The sequence below is a fragment of the Streptococcus mitis genome (assembly GCF_946190325.1).
GTDB lineage: Bacteria > Bacillota > Bacilli > Lactobacillales > Streptococcaceae > Streptococcus > Streptococcus mitis_CF.
In genome coordinates, this window is record NZ_CAMHZR010000002.1 from 40,362 (window position 1) to 65,970 (window position 25,609).

Below are 25,609 nucleotides of genomic sequence, written 5' to 3' on the forward strand. Positions count from 1 at the left end.
AGTGCGTCCTAAAAGTTAGACAGAAAAAATCTAACTTTTGGGATGCAGTACAGAAGAGCGAGTGATGTTCATTTTAGAGTGAATCCTATATCCTAATGCTTTTTCAATTTTTTTCTTTCTATTTTTTAATTGTGATAACATTAGATTAGAAGTATTTGGACTAATTTTATCAAATATTTCCTGGGATCTCTGAGCATATTTTATAAAATTACTAGGATATTTTTTTGATTTTCCAAAATCAGTATACAACGAGTAAATTTTGTGACGATTTGGTAGCTTCTTTAATCCTTTCTTTCTTTGAATACATTTAGATTTGTATATCAATTTTCTACCTTCACGGTAAAATTTATAGATACTCTTTTCACGAATTTTGACATTATTACCATCAAATCGAAAACCTAAATAATCTATACCATTTACTTTGTTGTGTTCATCCAATACCACATTATCATTAATAAAAAATTTTTTATTTTTATCAGTCTGTAAATGAATTTTATTTTCATCTGATAGTTCTTTTAATAAATTTGTAATCTCCTCTACAAAATTATTTCCATACCTAGAATACAGTTTTTCAACATCTAATACAATTATAAAATCATCAGAATATCTTTGATAAAAACCATCAAATTCTTTTGAAAGTTCAGCTAAGCTCCTATCAAAATCAATAGCATAGATATTAGCAAGAACTCCACTTAATGAATTTCCTTGAGGGATTCCAAAAATATTTTTGTTTAATTTGCATTTATTATATTTTTGAAATTTTCTAAAATCACCTATACTTCGAAAATAACTAACATCATTTTTCAGTACCAAAGAATCATCAGAAAAATCTAAAGTACTTTTTTCAATAAAGGCAAATTTAGTTAGTGATTTATATATGTTATACCAATCACTGGGTAATTGTTGAACTTTTAATACTCTCTGCAATCTATCCTTTAATAATTTGTGATCCAATGTATCAAAAAACTTTTCAAAATCACCAATAATTACCAAAGCATTGTCTTGCTTCTCTATAAAAGAAATCGCCTCCGCAGCAAAATTTATACTACTTTGATGTTGTTTATTCGTACGATATGCCACCGAGAAGAAATTTAATTCATTATCCTCCATCCACTCATTGTAGCAAATATTTAGTAATTCAGAGTAATATTTATATATCAAACCATCTAAATGGCCTGCATACATTAGAGGACGAATTTTAAACTTTACAGGTCTACCATCAATATCACTAAACTCATAACCAACGTACTTAGAATTTTTCCGCTCATAACGCAAAAAAGGAAGAAAGCTATGACGAGCAACTTTCTCTGGGTCTGTAATATAATCTATTACCCTATCAATCATTATCCTTTTATCAATATGACGATATTTCTTACACTTATACGATTTGAAATTTATTTTTTCCATAAAACAAAAGGAGCAATATTAGCAATAGGTCGGTATTCCTATAATAAAAGCTAATATTGCACACTTATTAATTTATTTTATAATACCGAATACCAAATTAGTCACGAATGTTAGAACGATTTCTTCAAAGAAATCCATCAGTAGTCCCTCCGATTCTGTAAACTGGTTGATTTGACTAAGAGTCGAACGTAGACGAGGACGTTGTCTAAGTTCGAATCCAAACTGCCGACCGAGGCAGATTGCAACGATAATCAAAATTAACATCTTCTCACCTATATTAATTATAGCACAATTTGTAGCTTGTGAGCAAGCGTCTATCATTGTGACAGATAAATTCGACTTCCCATACGGCTAAACCTATGGACAACTTTATTTTACCATTTAAAAAAACGAAGTCAAGTAATAATTAATTCCATATCTAACTATATTTAGCGATTATTTCAGAACTGATTAATATTAAAATTAACTAACGATTCGAAGGATTCATACTGGACATAAACTTCGTCCATCAGATAGAGACCCTTACTATTTTTAGATTTTAACTTTTCTAGCCTTAGAATACATATAAACTTTAGTAAATACGACTATTCGAAAGCTCGAAGACCTCAAAACTTTCTCATATAAGCTATTCGAAACGTAATTTACTTATAAATTTATGTAATTACACTTATTCTAAACCTAGAATACATGTAAACTTTAGGAAAGAGATCTATTCTAAGTCTCGAAGACCTGTATTCCCATCTATTTCTTATCAAAAACACTCATCCCCCCTTTCTCCTCCAAAATATGGTATAGTAGAACTATACTATCTACGAGGAGTTTACATGTCACAGGATAAACAAATGAAAGCTGTTTCTCCCCTTCTGCAGCAAGTTATCAACATCTCATCGATTGTCGGCGGGGTTGGGAGTTTGATTTTCTGTATTTGGGCTTATCAGGCTGGGATTTTACAGTCTAAGGAAACCCTCTCTGCCTTTATCCAGCAGGCAGGCATCTGGGGGCCACCTCTCTTTATCTTTTTACAGATTTTACAGACTGTCGTTCCTATCATTCCTGGAGCCTTGACATCGGTTGCTGGGGTCTTTATCTACGGCCACATCATCGGGACTATCTACAACTATATCGGGATTGTGATTGGCTGTGCCATTATCTTTTATCTGGTGCGCCTCTATGGGGCTGCCTTTGTCCAGTCTGTCGTCAGCAAGCGTACCTATGACAAGTATATCGGCTGGTTGGATAAGGGCAATCGTTTTGACCGTTTCTTTATCTTTATGATGATTTGGCCCATTAGTCCAGCTGACTTTCTCTGTATGCTGGCTGCCCTGACCAAGATGAGCTTCAAGCGCTATATGACTATCATCATTCTGACCAAGCCCTTTACCCTCGTGGTTTATACCTACGGTCTGACCTATATTATCGACTTTTTCTGGCAAATGCTTTGACATGTAAAAAATCCGTTTGGTTTCCCAAGCGGATTTTTAGAACGTAGATTGACTATAGCTTGATACTAAATATACTTTGGTATGAAAATCATACCTATTTTTCGATAGTGAGGCGAGGACTTACCTAGCCTTTCCGCCGTGATAGAAACACCTGAAATCTAATGGTTTCAGGTGTTCGGAAACTTTGAGACATTAGGCTCAAAGTTTAGGTATGGAATTTCGAAGAAAGTCGCTACCGTCCGTAATCACTTAAGGAAAAGCTCAAAAATATTGTTTTCAACTACAAAATCCGTTTGGTTTCCCAAGCGGATTTTGTGCTTTATTTTGAAACTTCTTTTGCAAGAACAAAGTTTCCAAGAGTAGCAGAACCATTTCCTGCGACTGCTGGAGTGACGATGTACTCACGCACATCTGGCACTGGTAGGTAACCATTGAGAAGAGCTGTAAATTTCTCACGGACACGATCCAGCATGTGTTGTTGAGCCATGACCCCTCCACCAAAGACAATCACGTCTGGTCGGAAAGTCACTGTCGCATTAACCGCGGCTTGAGCGATATAGTAGGCTTGAACATCCCAAACAGGGTTGTTGAGTTCAATGTTTTCCCCACGAACACCTGTACGAGCTTCCAAACTTGGACCAGCTGCATAGCCTTCCAGACATCCTTTATGGAAAGGACAAACACCCTTAAACTCTTTTTCAATATCCATTGGGTGTCTAGCAACATAATAATGACCCATCTCAGGGTGACCCACACCGCCGATAAACTCACCACGTTGGATAACACCTGCACCGATACCTGTACCGATTGTGTAGTAAACCAAGTTTTCGATACGACCACCAGCATTGTTACGGGCAACCACTTCACCATAAGCAGAGCTGTTTACGTCTGTTGTGAAGTACATTGGCACGTTGAGGGCGCGACGAAGGGCACCAAGCAAGTCCACATTTGCCCAGTTTGGTTTTGGAGTCGTTGTGATAAAACCATAAGTTTTTGAGTTTTTGTCAATATCAATGGGACCAAATGAACCAACTGCAAGACCAGCAAGGTTATCGAATTTTGAGAAGAACTCAATGGTTTTATCGATTGTTTCGATTGGAGTTGTTGTTGGAAATTGTGTTTTTTCTACAACGTTAAAGTTTTCATCACCGACAGCACAGACAAACTTTGTACCGCCCGCTTCCAAGCTTCCATATAATTTTGTCATGATAAACCTCTTGTTTTTATTTTCTTTATTATAGCATATTTTAAAAATCTAAGTTTCTCAATTTTTTAGATTTTCCTCTGTAAATCTTACCATTCAAGCAAAAACGAACAAACATGTCATTTGTTCGTTTTCACATTAGAGAGGATTGATTAGATTTTCACTTCGATCACAGCATCCCCCTTCGCAACTGAACCTGTTGCGACTGGAGCTACTGAAGCGTAGTCAGCTGTATTTGTAACGATAACCATTGTTGTATCATCAAGTCCAGCTGCAGCGATTTTGTTTGAGTCAAATGTTCCAAGAACATCGCCAGCTTTCACCTTGTCACCTTGAGCAACTTTTGCTTCAAAACCTTCACCATTCATAGATACAGTGTCAATACCAACGTGGATCAAAACTTCAGCACCATCAGTTGTTTTCAAACCAAAAGCGTGTCCTGTTGGAAAGGCAATTGAAACTTCAGCATCAGCTGGTGCATATACCACACCTTGGCTAGGTTTCACAGCGATACCTTGTCCCATAGCTCCACTTGAGAATACTGGGTCATTAACATCAGCAAGAGCAACAACGTCACCAACGATAGGAGTTACAAGTGTTTCATTTTGAAGAGTTGCTGGAATGTTACCAGTTGTTTCTTCTTGGACCAAACGTTCTGTCTCTACTTCAGTAGCAACTTCTTTTTCATCCTCATAACCAAACATATAAGTAAGAGCGAAACCAAGAACGAATGATACAGCTACCATAAGAAGGTATTGTGCAAGTTGTCCGTTACCGATGTAAAGCATTGTACCAGGGATGACGGTGATACCATTACCAGTACCTGCAAGTCCAAGGATAGAAGCCAATCCACCACCGATTGCACCAGCAATCAATGAAAGGAAGAATGGTTTACGGAAACGCAAGTTAACCCCGAAAATAGCAGGCTCTGTAATACCTAGGAAGGCAGAAAGAGCAGCTGGGAAAGCAAGTGTTTTTAGTTTTGGATTTTTAGTTTTAACACCAACCGCAACAGTCGCAGCACCTTGAGCTGTCATAGCAGCTGTGATGATCGCGTTGAATGGGTTAGCATGGTCAGCAGCAAGCAATTGAACTTCAAGCAAGTTGAAAATGTGGTGCACACCTGACACGACAATCAATTGGTGAACCCCACCGATCAAGAAACCACCAAGACCAAATGGCAAGCTGAGGATCGCTTTTGTAGCGATAAGGATGTAGTTTTCAACGACGTGGAAGACCGGTCCAATGACAAAGAGTCCAAGGATAGACATGACCAAAAGTGTAACAAATGGCGTTACCAAGAGGTCAATGACATCTGGAACAACCTTGCGGACAGCTTTTTCAAATTTAGCTCCGACAACCCCGATGATGAAGGCTGGAAGAACAGAACCTTGCAAACCAACAACAGGGATGAAACCAAAGAAGTTCATAGCTGTTACTTCACCACCTGAAGCGACTGCCCAAGCGTTTGGAAGCGAGTCAGAAACAAGCATCATACCAAGAACGATACCAACGGCTGGATTTCCACCGAATACACGGAAGGTTGACCACACAACCAAACCTGGCAAGATGATAAAGGCTGTATCTGTCAAGATTTGCGTGTAAGTTGTCACGTCAGCTGGAAGTGTCATTCCAAGAGCAGTCAATAGACCACGTACACCCATGAAAAGACCTGTTGCTACGATAACTGGGATGATTGGAACGAAAACGTCACCGAAAGTACGGATAGCACGTTGGAACCAGTTCCCTTGTTTGGCAGCTTCTGCTTTCATATCATCTTTAGATGATGTTGGCAAACCAAGTGCAACAACTTCATCGTACATTTTGTTAACTGTACCTGTACCAAAGATGATTTGGTATTGACCTGAGTTAAAGAAAGCACCTTGAACTTTTTCCAAGTTCTCAATCACTTCTTTATTGATTTTTCCTTCATCTTTGACCATGACACGAAGACGAGTCGCACAGTGGGCAACACTGTTGACATTTTCACGTCCGCCCAAGGCATCGATGACTTTTTTTGCAATTTCCTGATTGTTCATTTGCAAAAATCTCCTTATATAAAATTTTGTTCTTGTTTGAAAGCGATTTTATCCGCCCTACGACTATTATTTTATCATGTTTTAGAAATATGTCAAGCGTTTTGCAGAAAAAATATTCTATCCACTTAGTAAGCATGCTTTAGATTGATTGATTTTGACTGTTTTATCAGGTATTCCTTGAAAAAATAAGTTTAAAATCTTATTTAAAAGGGTTTTGTTTCATTCTCTTTCATATTTTCGTGAAAATTTGATTGATTTCCTGCATTTATTTTGTGACAAACGTTTGACAGTTTTTTCTTTTTTTTAACATAAAAGGCTTGCTTTTTTTTCCGAAAACGGTTACTATTAAAAGTGATAAGATTTTTGGAGGAATGAATGAATGAAATGGACAACTGAGCGTCGTTACAGACTTTATCAAGATTGGACGCAAGAAGAAATTCAACATATAAAAGAAAATATGGCACAATCTCCATGGCATACTCATTACCATGTTGAGCCAAAAACAGGACTCCTAAACGACCCAAATGGCTTTTCTTACTTTGATGGAAAGTGGATTGTTTTTTATCAGAACTTTCCTTTTGGTGCAGCCCATGGTTTGAAATCTTGGGTTCAATTGGAAAGTGAGGACTTGGTTCATTTCACAGAAACTGGAGTCAAAGTTTTGCCTGACACTCCATTAGATAGCCACGGTGCCTACTCTGGTTCTGCCATGCAGTTTGGCGATAACTTATTCCTATTTTATACAGGAAATGTCCGCGATGAAAATTGGATCCGTCACCCATACCAGATTGGGGCTTTGATGGATAAGGAAGGCAATATTACGAAGATTGACAAGATCTTAATTGACCAGCCGGCAGACTCTACAGACCACTTCCGCGATCCGCAAATTTTTAATTTTAAAGGTCAATACTATGCCATCGTCGGTGGACAAGATTTGGAGAAAAAAGGCTTCGTTCGTCTCTACAAAGCTATTGACAACGACTACACAAACTGGCAAGCTGTTGGCGACCTTGACTTTGCTAACGACCGCACTGCCTATATGATGGAATGCCCAAATCTGATCTTTGTAGGGGAGCAACCTGTCCTTCTTTACTGCCCACAAGGATTGGATAAGAAAGTTCTAGATTACGATAATATCTATCCAAATATGTATAAGATTGGGGCTTCCTTTGACCCTGAAAATGCCAAAATGGTAGATGTGTCTCAACTTCAAAACATGGACTATGGTTTCGAAGCCTATGCAACTCAAGCCTTCAACTCTCCTGATGGACGTGCTCTAGCTGTTAGCTGGCTTGGTTTGCCAGATGTTTCTTACCCTTCTGATCGTTTTGACCACCAAGGAACCTTCTCTTTGGTCAAAGAACTCACTATCAAAGACGGTAAACTCTACCAATACCCAGTCGCAGCTGTCAAGGACCTTCGTGCTTCTGAAGAAGCCTTCTCAAATCGTGCCCAAACCAATAACACTTACGAACTTGAACTCAACTTGGAAGCCAATAGCCAGAGCGAGATTGTCTTACTTGCTGATAAAGAAGGCAAGGGACTTTCCATCAACTTTGACCTTGTAAATGGTCAAGTGACAGTAGATCGTAGCCAGGCTGGTGAACAGTATGCCCAAGAATTTGGAACTATTCGTTCTTGCCCAATCGAGAATCAGGCTACTACTGCTACAATCTTCATCGATAATTCTGTCTTTGAAATTTTCATCAATAAAGGAGAAAAAGTATTTTCTGGTCGTGTCTTCCCACATGCGGACCAAAATGGGATCCTAATTAAATCTGGAAACCCAACTGGAACTTACTATGAATTAGATTATGGTCGCAAAACTAACTGATGTCGCCAAACTTGCAGGCGTCAGCCCTACTACCGTTTCTCGGGTTATCAATAAAAAAGGCTATCTATCTGAAAAAACCATTCAAAAGGTCAATGAAGCTATGCGAGAATTGGGCTATAAACCCAACAACCTGGCTCGCAGTCTACAAGGAAAATCAGCTAAGTTAATCGGCTTGATTTTCCCCAATATTTCTAACGTTTTCTATGCAGAATTGATTGATAAGTTGGAACACCAACTCTTCAAAAATGGATATAAGACCATCATTTGCAACAGCGAGCACGATTCTGAGAAGGAACGCGAATACATCGAAATGTTGGAAGCTAATCAGGTAGACGGCATCATTTCTGGTAGTCACAACTTGGGAATCGAAGACTACAATCGTGTGACAGCACCGATTATTTCCTTTGACCGAAATCTGTCTCCAGACATTCCAGTCGTTTCCTCTGACAATTATGCTGGTGGGGTTCTCGCAGCCCAGACCTTAGTCAAGACAGGTGCCCAGTCTATCATCATGATTACAGGGAATGACAATTCTAATTCGCCAACCGGACTACGCCACGCTGGCTTTGCATCTATTCTCCCCAAAGCACCTATTATCAATGTTTCCAGTGACTTTTCTCCAGTCAGAAAAGAAATGGAAATCAAGAATATCTTGACCCATCAAAAACCAGATGCCATCTTTGCTTCGGATGATTTGACCGCTATTCTAGTCATTAAAATTGCCCAAGAACTGGGTATTTCTGTTCCTGAAGAGCTCAAGGTCATCGGCTATGATGGTACCTACTTTATCGAGAATTACTATCCTCATTTGACGACTGTGAAGCAACCTATGCAAGAGATTGCCCAACTCACTGTTGACCTACTCTTACAAAAAATCGAAGGTAAGGAAGTCGCGACAACTGGTTACTTCTTACCAGTCACCCTATTACCAGGAAAAAGTATTTAATACTCTTCAAAAATCTCTTCAAACCACGTCAGCGTCGCCTTACCGTAGATATATGTAACTGACTTCGTCAGTCTTATCTACAACCTCAAAGCAGTGCTTTGAGCAGCTTGCGGCTAGCTTCCTAGTTTGCTCTTTGATTTTCATTGAGTATAAGCACAAGAAAACTCAGACTGCCTTCGTCTGAGTTTTTTATAATCTTAAATTTTCGAGATAGCGCTGGGCTGTCTCAAGGTTAAAGGTTTTATCTGCGATAAGTTGCTCGACTAGGGGAGCAACTTCAGATTCACTGGCACCTGCTAGGAGAGCCAAGGATTTGGCCTGCAATTTCATGTGGCCTTGCTGGATGCCTGTACTCACCAAGGCTTTGAGGGCTGCAAAGTTTTGGGCAAGTCCGATAGAAACGATAAGCTGGGCTAATTCTTTGGCAGAAGGATTTCCCAGTAGTTCATGACTAAGGGCTACACGAGGGTTGAGACCGATAGAACCACCCTTGGTCGCCACAGGCATGGGCAGGGTCATCTCACCGACCAATTCTTCTCTTTCAAGGTCCAGCGTCCATTGACTAAGACCTTGGTAATGTCCATCTCGACTGGCAAAGACATGGGCCCCAGCTTCGATGGCACGCCAGTCATTACCAGTGGCAATCAAAATAGCATCAATGCCGTTAAATATCCCTTTATTATGAGTAGCTGCTCGATAAGGATCAGCTTGCGCAAACTGACTAGCCAAAGCCATTTTCTCCGCAATTTCTCGTCCTTGATCCTTTTGGCGACTCAAGTAGCGAAAGGCGATGCGACAGCTCGCAGTCACCAGAGAATCGGTCGCGTAGTTGGACAGGATTCCCATAAGACTTTGTCCCTGACTGAGTTCTTCTAAGACTGGTTTCAAGGCTTCCAGCATGGTATTGAGCATATTAGCTCCCATAGCTTCCTGGGTATCGACATGGAGATAAACAACGAGAAAGTCTGTTTCACCTTTGATCTGTTCTACATGCAAATCACGCGCCCCGCCCCCGCGTTTAACGATAGAAGGATAGGCTTGATTGGCAAGTTTTAAGAGTTCCTCTTTCTTACTAGCAATCTTCTCTTGCGCTTGTTCAGGTTCAGCAACTTGATAAAGGGCTACCTGACCAATCATCCGGCGCTCATGAACCTGAGCAGTAAAGCCACCTGCTCTCTTGATGATTTTACTTGCATAGCTAGCCGCAGCAACCACGGAGGGTTCTTCTGTCACATAGGGAACTGTGTATTCCTGACCGTTAACGAGAACCTCTGGGATCAGCGAATAAGGCAGAGAAAAAGTTCCCACTACATTCTCACTCAGCTGGTCTGCCACAGTCACACTCATCTGTTCATCCTGCTCCAGACTCGCTTGTCTCTCAGGACTAAGGAGCGCCTGAGCTTTTAACAGCTCGAGGCGCTCTTGGTATGATTTTTTAGAAAATCCATTCCAACTTATCTTCATTATTTTTCAACCTTGCTATAACGGCGTTGGTGGTCAACAATTTCAACCAAGGCAAAATCTTGATTTTCATAGCCAGCAAACTGGGCAGAATTTGTTTCATCTAAGTCTACTTCCTCAAAGAAGACTTTTTCATAGTCAGCAACAGACAGGGCAGTTCGTTGGTTGAGCTTGTTCAAACGGTCTTTATCCAGATAAGCTTCATATCCTTCAACCAATTCACCACTGAAGAACTCAGCCACAGCACCGCTTCCGTAACTATAAAGGGCAATTTTATCCCCAGCCTTCAAGCTATCTGTATTTTCCAAGAGAGACAAAAGTCCGAGGAAGAGGGAACCTGTATAGATATTCCCCACCTTTTGACTGTAGAGAATAGACTGTTCAAAATGCTTTTGCAAGAGGTCTTTTTTCTCTTGAGGCAGGTTCTTATCCATGATTTTTTTCAAGCCTTTTAGCGCTAATTTAGGATAAGGCAAGTGGAAGCAAACAGCTGCAAAATCATCCAAAGTAAGCTGGTAGCGTTTTTGGTATTCAAGCCAAGTCGTTTTCAAACTATCCAAGTATTGTTGGGTAGAATAGACACCATTTACATAAGGAGTTGTTGAGTAATTTGGACGCCAGAAATCCATGATGTCACGAGTCTGAGCCACATTGTCATTATTAAAGGCCATAATGCGTGGATTTTGTGTAATCAACATGGCCACACTTCCAGCACCCTGAGTGGGTTCTCCTGGAGTTTCAATACCGTATTTGGCAATATCACTGGCAATGACCAAGACCTTGGACTCTGGAGAATTTTCCACATGCAGTTTGGCATAATGAAGGGCGGCAGTCGCTCCATAGCAGGCTTCTTTAATCTCGAAACTACGAGCAAAGGGCTGGATGCCCAGCAAGCCATGCACAAAGACGGCCGCAGCTTTACTCTGGTCAATTCCTGACTCGGTAGCCACAATGACCATATCAATTTCTTGTCTTTCTTGCTCAGTTAAAATAGAGTCACTAGCACTGGCCGCCAAGGTCACGATATCCTCAGTTAGGGGCGCAATACTCAATTCCTTGAGCAAGAGTCCTTTGCTTAATTTTTCAGGGTCAATTCCCCTCGCTTCTGCTAAGTCTTGTAATTTCAAGACATATTGACTGGTCGCAAAACCAATCTTATCAATACCGATTGTCATATTTACCTCTGTTTTATCATTCATTGTAAAAAATCGTTCTATACTATTTTATCACAAATGGCAGTAAAAGAGAGAAAAAAGACTTGATTCACCAAATCAAGTCTCTTATGAATCTAACTTTTATGCTGTTTTCGTAAGTGAGAATAAAGTCTGAGAATCACTGTTCCGCTAGCCATTCCAATGGAAATCACCAAAGCCAACATAACAACCAAGGTTGCACTGGCAATGGCATGACTGTAATCTCCTGTCACAAAAAAGGCAGTTGTACGATAGGATAGATAACCTGGAACCAGAGGTGCCAAGATGGCCAAGATAAAGACCACAGCAGGCGTCTTATAAAGAATACTTAAAATCTGGCTGACACAAGAACCGATAATGGCTGCAATAAAAGTAGCCACAATAACATTGGTCGGTTCCTTGAGCAAGAGATAAATCAGCCAGACAGCCATGCCCAAAATTCCTCCAGGTAAGAGCATAGAGCGTTGAACATTGAGTACAATTAAAAAAGTGATAATAGCAAGAAGACTTGCTACTGCTTGTAATAAAAAGGTTGTTAGTGTCATATTAGTTCATCAATACCAAGGCGACAGAAGTTCCTGCCCCTAAAGCAAGGGTAATGAGCAGGGATTCAAACATCTTACTCATACCAGAGTTTATGTGGTTAGTCATAATATCACGAACCGCATTAGTCAAGGCAATCCCTGGCACAAACGGCATGACTGCACCAGCTATAATCAAATCTGCCGTTGAAGGAAAACCTGTGTAGCGAGCCCAAAACTGGGCAATCATCCCAAAGACAAAGGCTCCAGCAAAGGCCGTCACAAAGGGAATTCGGATAAACTTCTCCACATAGAGGGAAAAGGCAAAACCAAATAAGGTAGCCACTCCTGCCCCAAGTGCGTCGTAGATATTTCCACTAAACATAATTGAAAAGAAAGGAGCACTAAAGGTCGCAGCCAAAGTTACCTGCAACTTAGTATAAGGAAGGGGCTGGGCTTGCAAGGCCTTCAATTGCTTGAAGGCTGTCTCTAAATCAATCTGCCCCCCTACCAACTGACGAGAAATCTGGTTCACATCGCAGACTTTTTCGATGTTATAAGAAGAGGAAGTCACGCGCTTCATGCGAGAAATATTGGTATTTTCAATGGAGAAAAAGATAGCGGCAGGCATGGCAAGAACATTGCAATCCACAATCCCCTGCGAATGCGCAATACGGATCATGGTATCTTCTACACGATGAATCTCTGAGCCACTTTTAAGAAGAATGGTTCCAGCTAACATAATCACATCGATGACGGCATTTAATTCTCTTGATTCTTCCATGCATTCCTCCTTTTATCAACTCCCTCTATTCTATCACAAATCTGGATTCAAAAAAAATCTTTGCCATGAAATCATGACAAAGATTCGTTTAATCACGAGAATTTTCGTGGTTTCCTTCACTATTTGGTTGAGTCGGAGTAGGAACCGTTCCTTGTTGATTTCCTTGCTGGCCACCTTGTTGATTTCCTTGATTTGGAGTAGTAGGTGAACCTTGGTTACCACGTTGAACTGACGTTGAAGAGGAACTTGACGGTGGTGTTTTGGGTTTATAAATAGAAATTTTAACACGAGTAGTGCTCAAGTCTACTTTTTCGCCTGCTTTTGGACTTTGCTCTACAACAGTCCCCTCAGCAGTTCCTTCAGGAGCTTTAGAAACTTCTACAACTTCGATATTAGCTTTTTTAATGTCATATATCTCTGTAAGATTATTGACTGCAAATTCTCGGCTAGAACCAATATAGCTTGGCATTGAAATAGAATTTACTTTTTTAGCAACTGTCAAAACTATTTGAGTTGCCTTGCTAAGATCATAGGTTGTTCCCTCCGGTAAACTTTGTTTCATGATTGTACCGGGTTCGATTTCGTTGGATTCTTCTTCCTCAATCTTAATCAGATTTTCTGGAACCTTCTTGCCCTTCAATTCTGCCACTACATCACTGGACTTTCTTCCAAGATAATTTCCAAGTTGGAAGGATTGCTGACCAGAAGACACAATCAAATTAATTTTTGTTCCTTCTTTGCGTGTCGTACCAGCGTCAGGATCGGTACGAATAACACGACCTTCTTCAACCTTATCACTAGCCTCTGTTTTTTCTTCACCAACCTCAAAATTGGCTTTCTTAAGCGCTTCTTTAGCTTCCGCAACCGTCTGACCTGCCACCTTTGGAACGGCAATGGTAGCGGGCGTTCTATATAAAATCCATACCAAAGATGCCACAACCAACAAGAAGGTCGCAAATAAAATTGGATAACGTGCTTTCATACGACGGCGTTTGGTTGGCTTTGGACTAGGTACTGGTTTTTCTGTCTGATGAGGCTGGGGCTTAGGTTGAGGTCTTCCCTCTTGTACCGGAGCTTTAGGAATAGAAGTCAAGGTACTTTGTGGAACTTTAGGAAGAGTTTTAGTATCTGCCTTAGTCGCATCTTCAAAGACTAGCTTTGGTTCATTACGACGATTATAAGACAAACTACTCGACAAATCCACATACATTTCAGCGACTGATTTGTAGCGATCTGTCAATTTCTTAGCAGTTGCCTTGATAACAACATTTTCTAAAGCCTGAGGCACAGATGGATTTTCAGCTATAACCGACGGCAGAGGTTTCTGGAAATGCTGGAGGGCGATGGTCACTGCACTATCCCCATCGTAAGGAATATGACCTGTCAGCATCTCATAGAAAATAATCCCCATGGCATAGATATCACTCTGCACAGTTGCTTTAGAACCACGCGCCTGCTCTGGCGATAAATAATGAACGGAACCTAGCATTGAGTTGGTCTGAGTCAAACTTGTCTCTGCAAAGGCTACTGCAATCCCAAAGTCTGTAACTTTGGCAGTCCCATCTGGGGTCAAAAGGATATTTTGCGGTTTCAAATCCCTGTGAACAATTCCTCGAGTATGGGCTAAGCGCATAGCCAAGAGGATTTGTCCCATGATTCGAACCGCTTCTTCATTTGAAAGAGGGTGATGTTCCTTGATATAGCGTTTGAGGTCTAATCCAGCAACATATTCCATTGCGAGATACTGTTGTCCCTCTTCTTCACCGATATCTGTAATCCGAACGATATGAGGATGGTCCAGATCCGCCATGGCTCTTGCTTCCCGCTGGAAACGCGCCACAGCAATCGGGTCTGTCTGGTAGTTGGTCCTCAGGACCTTTACTGCCACTTCTTCCCCGTCTAGAATCAAATCTTTAGCCAAGTAAACATCTGCCATGCCTCCTCGACCAATCTGTTTGAGAATCCGATACCGCCCGGCAAAAATCTTGCCGATTTGGATCATTCTGTTTCCTCCTCAGTAACAGCAATAAGGGCAACTGTGATGTTGTCTAAACCACCTGCATTGTTGGCAAAACGGATCAAGGTTGCTGCCTTATCTGCCAAAGAAATGTCGCTGGTTACAATATCAGAAATCTCACTGCCTGAAATCATATTTGTCAAACCATCACTATTGAGTAAGAGATAGTCCCCAGGCTCAAGGGTGATCATTCCAAAATCAGGCTGAATTTCATCTTTTTGACCGATTGACTGGGTAATAATATTTTTCTGTGGATGGCTAGCAGCTTCTTCAGGGGTCAATTGACCTGCCTTAAGCAATTCATTGACCAAAGAATGGTCGCTCGTTAACTGGTGGTATTCTTCTCCACGAATCAAACCGATACGAGAATCCCCAATGTGGGCATAGATAGCCTGATTATCAATAATGGCTACAGCCTCAAGGGTTGTTCCCATTCCTTTATAGGCTTCATTTTGTCCCAATTGGTTAATCCTTTGATTTTCAATCTCAAGGTTGTTAGCAAACCATTCACGTACTTCATTAACTGTATCGATTTGAGTATCTACCCAAGCTACACCTAGGTCTGTTACCGCCATTTCACTAGCGATATTCCCTGCGCGATGACCTCCCATACCATCAGCTAGGATAATCATGGTACGTCCAGCTCTATTGACATAGTGGTTGACATAGTCTTGGTTATTTGTTCGTTTCTGACCAACATCTGTTAATAATGAAATTTCCATGTGTTAGTTCCTTCCTAATCTGATATCTTGCGAAATTGACTGATGAAGAATCCATCACTTCCATACAATTCAGGTGTAATGAGGATACAGCCGTCTTTCATGATATCCTTACATTCATGTTCTAGTTTTACCTGCTCGAACTCAGGATGACTTTCTAAAAACGCCTCAACGACTTGAAAATTCTCCTCTGAGACAATAGTACAGGTACTATAAGTTATTATACCACCTTTGCGTAGTGTTTGACAAACACTACCTAATATTTCTAGCTGAATTTCCTGTAAGGACGCGAAATCTGCCGTTTCTTTATTGTATTTGATATCTGGTTTTCGGCGCAGAAGACCGATTCCTGAACAGGGAGCATCCACCAAAATCTTATCAAATGAATTTCGCCCAAAAAACTCATGCACCTTTCTGGCATCCAATTTTTGCGTTTGAACCCGATCTGCAACTCCCAGACGTTGAGCATTTTCTTGGATTAAGTCCAACTTGTGGTCATACAAATCCAGAGCAGTAACCTGCCCTGTCGTAAGATAGGAAGCAATGTGGGCCGTTTTTCCTCCTGGAGCAGCACAGGCATCTAGAACCTGCTCATCTCCCTGCAAATTCAAAGTTGGCGCAACCAATTGACTGGACTCGTCTTGAATGGTAATGGCTCCCTTCGCAAACAAATCATGACCTGCAAAATGTCCTTGTTCCTTGACCAGACCAGAAGGAGACAAAGGTGAATCACTAGCCTCCAACAAGGCTTGGATTTCCTCTTTTCGGTTTAAATCAGTCACACGAATACTGGCCTTGTTTCGCACCAAAAGACTTTCAAAGATGGCTTGTGCTCGCTCTTCACCGTATTCTTCCTTGAGCTTGGAAACTAGCCAAACTGGGAGAGAATAAGCAATGGAATCACGCTTGTTTTTCCGTTTGATGCTAGCAATATCTGGCCAGCCTTCACGCAGAATACGACGAAGTACGGCGTTGACTAATTTTTCACTGCCTTTTTTACGGACTTTGGCCAATTCCACTGCTTCATTGACCACAGCATGATCTGGAATTTTGTCCAAATAGCGGAGTTGGTAAGCACTCATGAGAAGAAGGACATAGAGCCAGCTGTCTAGCTGGTCTCTGTCTTCGATAAAGTGGGACAAGTACCATTCCAGAGTCAGTTTACGTGCTACCGTTCCATAGACCAGCTCGGTCACCAAGCCCTTGTCTGCTGTAGAGAGCTGACTTCCCTTGAGATGCTTATTTAAGGCGATATTTGAGTATGCTTGATTGATAAAAACATCCTCTAATACTGCTAGGGCTAAACTTCTAGCCGTTTCTACTTTAGTCACCAAATCGTTCTCCTACAGTCAATGTCCGTCCAACTCCGTTTAGGAAGGAAGCAATGTCCATCTTAGGTTTACCAGCTGGCTGCACTTGTTTGAGAGACAAAGCTCCTTCAGCCGTTGCGACAATCAATTCTTTCTTGCCGATAGAGAGAATCTCTCCTGGATTTCCCTGACCATGTACTGTTAGGGCTTCATAAATCTTAAAGCGGTCTCCCTTAAGGAAAGTATGGGCAACAGGCCACGGATTCATTCCACGGATTTGGTTAAAGAGTTGACGATTGCTTTTATTCCAATCCAATTTTTCTTCCTCTGGCTTGATGTTTGGCGAGAAAGTAACCTGACTTGGATCCTGCGGTGCAGGTTTGATATCACCAGCAATATAAGCTGGTAAAGTATCCAAAAGCAAATCGCGACCAACAAGAGCTAATTTCTCAAACAAGGTGCCAACATTATCCTCATCTGTGATCGGAATACTACGACGAGAAATCATATCTCCTGCATCCATTTCCTTAACCATTTCCATAATGGTCACACCAGCTTCCTCATCCCCTTGAATCAAGGCATAATGGATAGGCGCACCACCACGATGTTTAGGAAGAAGAGAAGCATGAACATTGACCGCAAAATCCATGCTATCAAGGAGTTTACTTGGAAGAAATTGCCCAAAAGCAGCAGTCACAATTCCATCCGCTCCTAGTTTCATAATAGCTTCCATCTCTGGACTTCCAGATAGTTTTTCAGGTTGGTAGATAGGAAGTCCCGCCTCTTTTGCAGCTTGTTTAACTGGGGTTTCTTGGATCACTTTTTTACGTCCGACAGCACGGTCTGGCTGGGTCACAACGGCTAGAATTTCGTAACGGTCATCTGTCAAAAGCCCTTTTAAGACTGTTGCTGAAAAGTCGGGTGTCCCCATAAAGATTAATTTTGTCATATCTTCTCCTTCTTATAAAAATTGCTGTGGCTCATGGTCAATGCTGAGACGGAGCTCACTATTTTCCCGTTCTTGAGTCAAGGCCAAGACCTGATTGAGGGTCGGCCCCAGCTCATCTTCTAAACGGTATTTAATTAAAATCTGGTAATGATAGAGGTTGTGAGTACGGGCGATGGGTTTGGGCGTCGGCCCAAGGATGTTACTGGTTTCAGACAAGCCTGACCGCAAAATGTTCATAACTTCATAGGCACGTTTGACCACCTCTTCTTCTTTCTTGTGAGAAAGGGTAATGCCAATGGTGAAATAGTATGGTGGATAACCAAGTTGTCGTCTGATACCCATTTCATAGGCATAAAAACCTTCGTAGTCCTGATCCTTGGCAAATCGAATAGCATAGTGCTGCGGATTGTAGGACTGTATCAAAACCTGACCAGCTTTTTCAGCACGACCTGCTCGGCCTGCCACCTGAGTCAAGAGCTGGAAGGTTCTCTCAGAAGAACGGAAATCTGGTAGATTCAAGGCTGTATCCGCATTGAGCACTCCGACTAGGGTTACATTGGGAAAATCCAATCCCTTAGCAATCATCTGAGTACCTAGTAAAATATCCGCTTCTCCTCGTCCAAACTGGTCAAGGAGAGCTTGGTGACTACCTTTCTTACGAGTCGTGTCCACATCCATCCGCAAAATACGGGCTTGCGGAAAGAGTTCTGCTAGCTCGTCATAAGCCTTCTGAGTTCCTGTCCCATAGTAACGAATACTTCGACTCTTACAGTTAGGACAGACCTGAGGAATATCCTTCGAAAAGCCACAATAATGGCAGTTCATGGTCTTGGTATCCATGTGCAAGGTCAAAGAAATATCACAGTTAGGACAAGTATCCACGGTCCCACACTCCCGACACATGACAAAGCTAGAATAACCACGGCGATTCAGCATAAGAACCACCTGCTCTTTTTTAGCCAGACGGTCTTGGATAGCCTCTAGCAAAGGAGGCGTATAGTTTGACGTCTCATTTTGTCCGATATAGTCCCGAAAGTCAATCACTTGAACCTCAGGGATCCTAGCTAGAGGATTGGCGCGTTGGGTCAGACGCAAATGTTGATAGACGCCCTTTCCAGCCCTCGCACGGCTTTCTAAGCTCGGTGTCGCGGAACCAAGAACCAATGCCGCTTGATTGTATTGGGCCCGTAAAATAGCTACCTCTCTGGCATGATAACGGGGATTGCTGTCCTGCTTATAAGTCGCTTCGTGCTCCTCATCGATAATCATAACACCTAGATTCTTCAGCGGAGCAAAGATGGCCGATCTAGCACCAACAACAACTTGGGCATCGCCACGTTCCACTTTGCGCCATTCATCATACTTTTCACCATTAGACAGGCCAGAGTGAAGAATGGCAACCTTATCCCCAAAACGAGCGATAAAACGCTCCGTCATCTGAGGAGTCAAGGAGATCTCAGGTACCAGCAAAATAGCTGTCTTGCCCTTATCCAAAGCCCCTTGGATAATCTGCAAGTAAACCTCGGTCTTCCCACTTCCTGTAATCCCTTGAAGGAGGAAGGGAGCCTGATGACTGCCAATCGCACTGACAACCGCATCACGCGCCTGTCTTTGCTCTGGATTCAATTCCAAAGGCTGACTTGCTTCAATCCCTTCAAAATAAGCAGCCGAGCGTTGAACTTCCTTTTGGACTATGGTCACAGCACCTTGTTCCACAAAGAAGTTGACTTGCTCCCGCGAGTAGGACTCTAACAAACTAGCCAAAGAAGCACTCTCTGGATGAGACAGCAAATAATCTCTCAATTCCAACTTTTTCTTAGCACGCGTAGAAATCTCTACACTTTCTAATTGAGCAAGGTCAACCTCATACCAAGACTGGGTCTTGACCTTCTTTTGATCAATTGCCTGATATTCTAGACCAAGCAGGCCTTTTCTAGTCAAACGCATCATTTCAGCTTGCTTAGCTAAATCCAGAGAAGAAAATGCAAGCGAATCCTCTGAACCAAACAAGCGCTCTCGGTCTTCCTGACTCAGACCTGCAAGAGGATAGAGAATCTTGTCATAGCTGGAGTTCAGAAATCCTGGTAGCATAGCCTTGAGGATGGAGATTTTATAGGAGAAGACGGACTTGCGTAACTCCTCAGCAAGCCAGAGTTGTTCTTGCGTGAGAACAGGAGAAAAATCCAGCACCTCCGCAATATCTTTTAAATCATGATTAGCCTCTTCTTCATCTGGTTGGGACTCCAAACCAAGAACAATCCCTTGAATCAGGCGATTGCCCTTACCAAAAGGCACATGAACCCGCATCCCAACTTCTAGCATTCCCTCGAATTCCTCAGGAATCCTGTAACTATAGGGCTGGTCCGTCTGCATCAAAGGCACATCTACGATAATCTTGGCTATAGCCATCTTCTCACCTCCTCCTTGTCAGTACATTCTTGCAATAGAAAAAATAAGATTGAGTCCCCCCAACCTTAAATTTTTTCACCATCTTCTTTTTCTTTAGCGATTTGCTCTTTGATTTTCTTTTCTTCTTCTTCTTTGCGGCGTTTTTCTTCTTCGATACGGCGACGCACTGCTTCACGTTTTCCTTCTGGATCTGGGTGAATTGTAACGTTTCCTGATTCGATTTCTTCTAAAGCGCGAAGAGTTGATTTTTCAGACTTGAAACCTTGAGTTGCTGGCGCACCTGCTTCCAATTCGTGGGCACGTTTTGCTTCCAAAATTACGAGTGAATATTTTGATGGAACCTTGTCGAGCAAGGTATCAATAGAGGGTTTTAACATCATTTGCTTGTACCTATTTTCTAAATTTTATCGAGTAGTTGGAGATTTTGGTAACATCTCCTGATAGTGACCAATGACACGATCTACACGGAAGTGCTCTGCTTCAATAACACGTTTGACACGCTCAGCAGCTAGGGGCACCTGATCGTTGACAATCGCATAATCATACTCACGCATGAGAGCAATTTCTTCCTTGGCTTTTTCGATTCGTTGGGCAATCACTTCTGCACTGTCTGTTCCACGACCTACTAAACGATCTTGCAATTCATCCAAATCTGGTGGTGTCAGGAAGATAAAGACAGCATCTGGAACCTTTTTCTTGACCTGAAGAGCGCCTTGAACTTCAATTTCAAGGAAAACATCGATTCCCTTGTCCAAGGTTTCATTGACATAGGTCAGAGGAGTTCCATAGTAGTTGCCGACATATTCTGCATATTCCAGCATCTGTCCTTGACGAATCAGCTCTTCAAACTCTTCACGAGTACGGAAGAAATAATCAACACCGTCCACTTCTCCAGGACGTTGTGCGCGTGTCGTCATCGATACAGAGTATTGAAATTGGTTTTCAGAACTCTCAAAAATCTCTCTTCTAACCGTTCCTTTTCCAACCCCTGAAGGACCAGAAAATACGATTAGTAAGCCTCGGTCTGCCATTGTGTCTCCTTTTAGTCAGTCTGTGAAATAACATTTCTAGAATAATGGCAAAAAGCCAGATTATCCTTTACAGTCTTTCTATCTAGTGTAACAAAAAAGCAGTAATTTTTCAACTGCTCTTTCTTATTTATTTAGCATAATCTACTGCACGAAGCTCGCGAATCACGGTTACCTTGATATTTCCAGGGTAATCGAGATTGTTTTCAATTTTCTCACGAACTTTGTGAGCCAAGATTGTGACTTTGTCGTCTTTGATTTGTCCTGGATTGACCATGATGCGGATTTCACGTCCTGCTTGAAGGGCAAAGCTATTCTGTACTCCTTCAAAGCCGTTCGCAATTTCTTCCAAATCATGAAGACGTTTGATGTAGCTTTCAAGAGACTCACTACGAGCACCCGGACGGGCAGCGCTCAAAGCATCTGCTGCAGCAACAATCACTGCAATGACGCTTTCGGCTTCGACATCACCGTGGTGGCTAGCAATTGTATTCACCACAACTGGATGTTCCTTGTACTTACGAGCCAATTCCATACCGATTTCAACGTGGCTACCTTCAACCTCACGGTCAATGGCTTTTCCGATATCGTGAAGGAACCCTGCACGACGAGCAAGAGCCGCATTTTCACCAAGTTCGCTCGCCATGATACCAGCTAACTTAGCAACCTCAATCGAATGACGTAAGACATTTTGTCCATATGAAGTACGGAACTGCAAGCGACCCATGATTTTCATCAAGTCTGGATGAAGGTTTGGTGCCCCAATTTCATAGGCAGCAGCCTCACCGTATTCACGAATCTTATTGTCAATCTCTTGACGGTTTTTCTCAACCAACTCTTCGATACGAGCTGGGTGGATACGACCATCCTTGAGCAACATTTCCATAGTCATACGGGCAATTTCACGACGAATCGGGTCAAAACCTGATAAGGTCACCACTTCTGGTGTATCGTCGATAATCACATCGACCCCTGTCAAACTTTCAAAGGTACGAATGTTACGACCTTCACGACCAATAATGCGTCCCTTCATAGTATCGTCTGGCAGGTGAACCGTTGAGTTTGTTGACTCCGCCACATATTCACCAGCGATACGTTGCATGGCTTGAACCAAGATGTCCTTGGCCATTTTGTCAGAACGTTCCTTGACCTCTTGCTCAGCTTCACGAATGCGGCTAGCAATCTCCTTGGTCAAGTTTTCCTCTGTCTGAGCCAAGATAATATCTCGTGCTTCTGCCTGAGACAGGGCACCAATACGCTCTAGCTCTGCTTCTTTTTGTCTTTCGACTTCCTCTAATTGCTCTTCACGCGCATCAAGGTTTTTCGCTCTATCAGAAATACTTTGTTCTTTTTGTTCAAGTGTTTGTTCTTTACTCGTCAAATTGTAGTCCTTACGGTCAAGGCTAGTAGCTCTCTCTGTCAAACGACTTTCGATTTGTTTGAGTTCTTGACGTTCTGATTTGAATTCAGCGTCCACTTCTTCACGGTATTTTCTGGCTTCTTCTTTGGCCTCCAATAGTGCTTCTTTTTTAAGAGACTTGCTTTCACGTTTAGCTTCATTAACAAGTAAATCCGCTTCACGTTCAGCTTGTCCACGTAAATTAGTTGCTTCTTGTTCAGCATTTAAAAGCATCAACTCTGCAGCTTCCTGAGATGATTTCATCTTGGCTGAGATGCTGACATATCCAATGACTAAACCAATGATGACGGCAAAAACAGCAATCGCAAGCGACATGATTTCCATGTTTTTACCTCATTTTATTGTTATTCCGAATGACATACATTCTTTTACATTCTACCATAAAAAAGTGATTTTCACAAACCTAAAATAGAATATGTTTTGGGGAAATTGGAACACATTCACAAAAATAAAATTGTTATTTAGAAATAGTAGTTTAGTAGAGACTTGAGAAAAAGCCTACTTTTCAGTAGACTTAGTTTATTTCTATTCTAATCGGTACTCTTCCAAAATTCTGCTCTGCTATACTTGGATTTCCCAGTTGGTAAATCTGGTCTGCCTTTTGGGTCATAGCATCCCAAGGTTCTTTGCCAATTCGGCTGACTAGATCGACCTGCCCTTTCAAAGACTTGAGATGTTGCCTGCCTTTTTCAGTAAAGCCAAGAACATGGATGCCTTCTGGCAAGTCACTTTCTCTAGCCTGCACCAAGATATAGGTCAAAAGGCGTCTGACACGCGCCTTGGTGTAACGTTTGGTCGCAACCGCCTCAATCAAGTCTTCCACAGACTGGACTGTCTTGATGGTCTCTTTAATGCGCACAGCCATTTCTTGATTGACCTGATAGATGGTGGTTATGTCGGGATTTGACAAGATTTGATAGCGGAGCAAAGGAAAATAGTCTTCCCAGCTCACTTTACTGGTCTGCTCAAATAGGGCAACAGAAGGCATAAATCGTTCTAAGAAATCTTTGTCCCTTTGGTGCTGACGGAGGGCTGTCGCCGAGGCGAAGTCCACATCCTGGTCCACAGAATGGTAACCAGCCCCCTGACGCTGAATCGGATACAGCTTGATATTTCGTCCCGCAACCGCCTTGGCATAGGCCAAAGCAAGAACATGATTGGGTGTATGGCCTGAAAAATCAAGACCAGCAAATTCCTTCCACATGGCTTGGGTTTTCTGGGGATAGGAGAGAGAATCAGGCAGATTTTCCACAAAATTCTCCATCTCTCTACCTTGCTCTGCGTATAAGTCAGCGATTTTTTGATAATCCAGAACTTCTTCTGTTCCAAAAGCGAGGCTATCAATACCCAACCGAGCCAAGATATCCACAGCTCCTTGACCAAAGAAATCAGCTGCCTGAACACTGACTAAAAAGGGCAATTCCACTACCAGATCTGCTCCGTTTTCCAGCGCCATCTGGGCCCGAGTCCACTTGTCTACGATAGCAGGCTCTCCACGCTGCATAAAATTCCCAGACATGGCAATGATTTTCAGCCCCTCTGCCTGATCCAGCAGGTATTTATGCCCATTATGAAAGGGATTAAACTCCGCGATAATACCTGTGATGGTCATGCTAATCTCCTACTTCTGCGCCACAAAAAACCAACGTGTACTGGTTTCTGTTGGTTCCTTGTCCTCAAAGTCGGCATAGAGTTTGAAAGACTTGAAACCAGCCTGTTCCAGCAAGATATCATAGGTCAAGACCTCATAGGTCCGCTCCTCATGCACTTCATCGTGGCGACTAAAGGAACCGTCCGCCTCCTTGATAAAAAAGGTCAACTCATGCACGATGGAGTGAGGAGCCGCGTCCTCGTAGGTATCCCAGAGCATAGCGAACTCTTCTGCATTTTCATGGTAAGAATAGCCTGGAAAAACTTCATCTGTCTGGTAGGTCGAATGCACATCAAAGATGAAGATGCCATCTTCGTTGAGAGCATTATAGACTTCCTTAAAGACGTCCCCTACTTCCACCTCATCCTGCATATAGCAGATAGAGTCCGAATAACACGTGACAAAATCGTATTGACCTGCCTTGGACAAATCCAGCATATTTCCTTCAATAAAATCAATCTTTTGTTTGGCTGAAGTAGCTCTCTTCTCAGCAATCTTCAACATATCCCCACTCAAGTCAAGTCCAGTCACATCAAAACCAGCCTGAGAGAAGCGCACCGATTGAATTCCTGTCCCACAAGCCAATTCCAAGAGTTTCTTTCTCTCCTTGGTCTTAGGCAAGTGACGCAGAGAAAAATCCGTCCATTTGTCGTATAAACTATCGTCCATGACCGCATCATAGACCGCCGCAAAGGTTTCATAAGTTGCCATAATCATGATACCAAGAGCGTTAAAAGCAAGGAGAAAATAGAAAACTTTCTGCCGTATCGTCAGATACAAAGGAAGTTTATCTTTTTCTCACAGCTTTTAGCTCGTGTTCAATTTCGAAAGGAGCCAAACACGACGCTCTCTACCTTTCTATCAATTTTTCTAAAATAAGCAAATAAAACCCAGTTGACTACAACTGAGTTCATCTTCTACGCCAGAGTTTCAGATAAATCTACTGAATTCGCCTCATGCCATAGTTTTTCTAGGTTATAGTGGGCACGCATTTCTTCTGAAAAGATATGCACAACGACAGCACCAAGATCCAGCAAGACCCAACCTCCAGCTGCGTCGCCTTCGACATGACTGCCTTTAAATCCTGCTTCCGCTACTTTTTCACGGATATTATCAGCGATAGCATCCAACTGACGGCTATTCATTGAACTAGTAATAACAAAGTAATCCGTCACGCTAGTCAAATCTTGTACGTCAAGTGCGAGGATATCCTCCGCACGTTTCTCATCAGCCGCTTTCACGACTAGTTCTAGTAATTCTTTTTCGTTCATTTAG

The 25,609-nt window shown here is 42.1% G+C and carries 21 protein-coding genes; 3 read left to right on the forward strand and 18 right to left on the reverse strand.

The annotated features are described in order from the left end of the window. Window positions 1-30: 30 nt before the first annotated feature. Window positions 31-1,344 carry a reverse transcriptase domain-containing protein gene (locus N8M95_RS03205; protein ID WP_162927859.1) on the reverse strand — a complete coding sequence of 438 codons (1,314 nt, stop codon included), beginning with the start codon at window positions 1,342-1,344 and terminating at the stop codon, window positions 31-33. Window positions 1,345-2,231: 887 nt separating this feature from the next. On the opposite strand from N8M95_RS03205, the gene N8M95_RS03210 reads away from it, so the two are divergent. Next, the gene (locus tag N8M95_RS03210) at window positions 2,232-2,849 is read left to right on the forward strand and encodes a TVP38/TMEM64 family protein (RefSeq protein ID WP_000076168.1); all 618 of its coding nucleotides are present in this window, start codon (window positions 2,232-2,234) and stop codon (window positions 2,847-2,849) included. Between the two features lie 319 nt (window positions 2,850-3,168). On the opposite strand, the gene scrK is transcribed toward N8M95_RS03210, so the two are convergent. Next, a complete protein-coding gene (scrK, locus tag N8M95_RS03215) occupies window positions 3,169-4,056 on the reverse strand; it encodes a fructokinase ScrK (RefSeq protein WP_049492068.1) in 888 nt (295 codons plus the stop codon). A 149-nt stretch (window positions 4,057-4,205) separates the two neighbouring features. Then, window positions 4,206-6,092 (reverse strand): sucrose-specific PTS transporter subunit IIBC, encoded by a 1,887-nt coding sequence (locus N8M95_RS03220; RefSeq protein ID WP_084862947.1) that lies wholly within the window; start codon window positions 6,090-6,092, stop codon window positions 4,206-4,208. 379 nt (window positions 6,093-6,471) lie between these two features. Here N8M95_RS03220 and N8M95_RS03225 point away from each other — a divergent pair, with 379 nt between their 5' ends. Both N8M95_RS03225 and N8M95_RS03230 read left to right on the forward strand, forming a co-directional pair. Beyond that, window positions 6,472-7,926 carry a glycoside hydrolase family 32 protein gene (locus tag N8M95_RS03225; protein WP_261116612.1) on the forward strand — a complete coding sequence of 485 codons (1,455 nt, stop codon included), beginning with the start codon at window positions 6,472-6,474 and terminating at the stop codon, window positions 7,924-7,926. Further along, window positions 7,907-8,872, forward strand: coding sequence for a LacI family DNA-binding transcriptional regulator (locus tag N8M95_RS03230; RefSeq protein WP_247930437.1), 966 nt, complete (start codon window positions 7,907-7,909; stop codon window positions 8,870-8,872). Before N8M95_RS03225 ends, N8M95_RS03230 begins: the two co-directional genes overlap by 20 nt. A gap of 189 nt (window positions 8,873-9,061) precedes the next feature. Here N8M95_RS03230 and N8M95_RS03235 read toward each other — a convergent pair whose 3' ends face one another. The 15 genes from N8M95_RS03235 to rsfS form a co-directional block, all read right to left on the reverse strand. Further along, window positions 9,062-10,336, reverse strand: a complete 1,275-nt coding sequence (locus N8M95_RS03235; RefSeq protein ID WP_261116613.1) for a hydroxymethylglutaryl-CoA reductase, degradative — start codon at window positions 10,334-10,336, stop codon at window positions 9,062-9,064. After that, entirely contained in the window at window positions 10,336-11,508 is a 1,173-nt protein-coding gene (locus N8M95_RS03240) for a hydroxymethylglutaryl-CoA synthase (protein WP_261116614.1), read from the reverse strand. The genes N8M95_RS03235 and N8M95_RS03240 overlap by 1 nt, the downstream gene beginning before the upstream one ends. 113 nt (window positions 11,509-11,621) lie before the next feature. Beyond that, complete coding sequence (locus N8M95_RS03245) at window positions 11,622-12,071, reverse strand: threonine/serine exporter family protein (protein ID WP_033689218.1); 450 nt, start codon at window positions 12,069-12,071, stop codon at window positions 11,622-11,624. 1 nt (window position 12,072) lies between these two features. Continuing rightward, the gene (locus N8M95_RS03250; RefSeq protein ID WP_020903004.1) at window positions 12,073-12,831 is read right to left on the reverse strand and encodes a threonine/serine exporter family protein; all 759 of its coding nucleotides are present in this window, start codon (window positions 12,829-12,831) and stop codon (window positions 12,073-12,075) included. An 88-nt stretch (window positions 12,832-12,919) separates the two neighbouring features. After that, window positions 12,920-14,833: a Stk1 family PASTA domain-containing Ser/Thr kinase gene (gene pknB, locus N8M95_RS03255; protein ID WP_261116615.1), complete on the reverse strand. Its 1,914-nt coding sequence runs from the start codon at window positions 14,831-14,833 to the stop codon at window positions 12,920-12,922. Beyond that, the gene (locus N8M95_RS03260; RefSeq protein ID WP_023946526.1) at window positions 14,830-15,570 is read right to left on the reverse strand and encodes a Stp1/IreP family PP2C-type Ser/Thr phosphatase; all 741 of its coding nucleotides are present in this window, start codon (window positions 15,568-15,570) and stop codon (window positions 14,830-14,832) included. Before N8M95_RS03260 ends, pknB begins: the two co-directional genes overlap by 4 nt. Window positions 15,571-15,584: 14 nt before the next feature. Further along, entirely contained in the window at window positions 15,585-16,898 is a 1,314-nt protein-coding gene (gene rsmB / locus N8M95_RS03265) for a 16S rRNA (cytosine(967)-C(5))-methyltransferase RsmB (protein ID WP_261116616.1), read from the reverse strand. Then, on the reverse strand, window positions 16,891-17,826 hold the full coding sequence (gene fmt / locus N8M95_RS03270) for a methionyl-tRNA formyltransferase (RefSeq protein ID WP_023946530.1): 936 nt from the start codon (window positions 17,824-17,826) through the stop codon (window positions 16,891-16,893). Before fmt ends, rsmB begins: the two co-directional genes overlap by 8 nt. A 12-nt stretch (window positions 17,827-17,838) precedes the next feature. Beyond that, entirely contained in the window at window positions 17,839-20,235 is a 2,397-nt protein-coding gene (locus N8M95_RS03275; RefSeq protein ID WP_261116617.1) for a primosomal protein N', read from the reverse strand. Between the two features lie 65 nt (window positions 20,236-20,300). Continuing rightward, on the reverse strand, window positions 20,301-20,615 hold the full coding sequence (gene rpoZ, locus N8M95_RS03280) for a DNA-directed RNA polymerase subunit omega (protein WP_000979235.1): 315 nt from the start codon (window positions 20,613-20,615) through the stop codon (window positions 20,301-20,303). Window positions 20,616-20,639: 24 nt separating this feature from the next. Then, on the reverse strand, window positions 20,640-21,266 hold the full coding sequence (gmk, locus tag N8M95_RS03285) for a guanylate kinase (RefSeq protein WP_000775041.1): 627 nt from the start codon (window positions 21,264-21,266) through the stop codon (window positions 20,640-20,642). Between the two features lie 127 nt (window positions 21,267-21,393). After that, window positions 21,394-23,007: a ribonuclease Y gene (locus N8M95_RS03290; protein WP_261116618.1), complete on the reverse strand. Its 1,614-nt coding sequence runs from the start codon at window positions 23,005-23,007 to the stop codon at window positions 21,394-21,396. Between the two features lie 190 nt (window positions 23,008-23,197). Then, window positions 23,198-24,295 (reverse strand): nucleotidyltransferase, encoded by a 1,098-nt coding sequence (locus tag N8M95_RS03295; RefSeq protein WP_084928849.1) that lies wholly within the window; start codon window positions 24,293-24,295, stop codon window positions 23,198-23,200. A gap of 9 nt (window positions 24,296-24,304) precedes the next feature. Next, complete coding sequence (locus N8M95_RS03300; protein ID WP_314725762.1) at window positions 24,305-25,045, reverse strand: class I SAM-dependent DNA methyltransferase; 741 nt, start codon at window positions 25,043-25,045, stop codon at window positions 24,305-24,307. A gap of 206 nt (window positions 25,046-25,251) precedes the next feature. After that, window positions 25,252-25,605, reverse strand: coding sequence for a ribosome silencing factor (gene rsfS / locus N8M95_RS03305; protein ID WP_045604793.1), 354 nt, complete (start codon window positions 25,603-25,605; stop codon window positions 25,252-25,254). Between the last annotated feature and the right edge of the window lie 4 nt (window positions 25,606-25,609).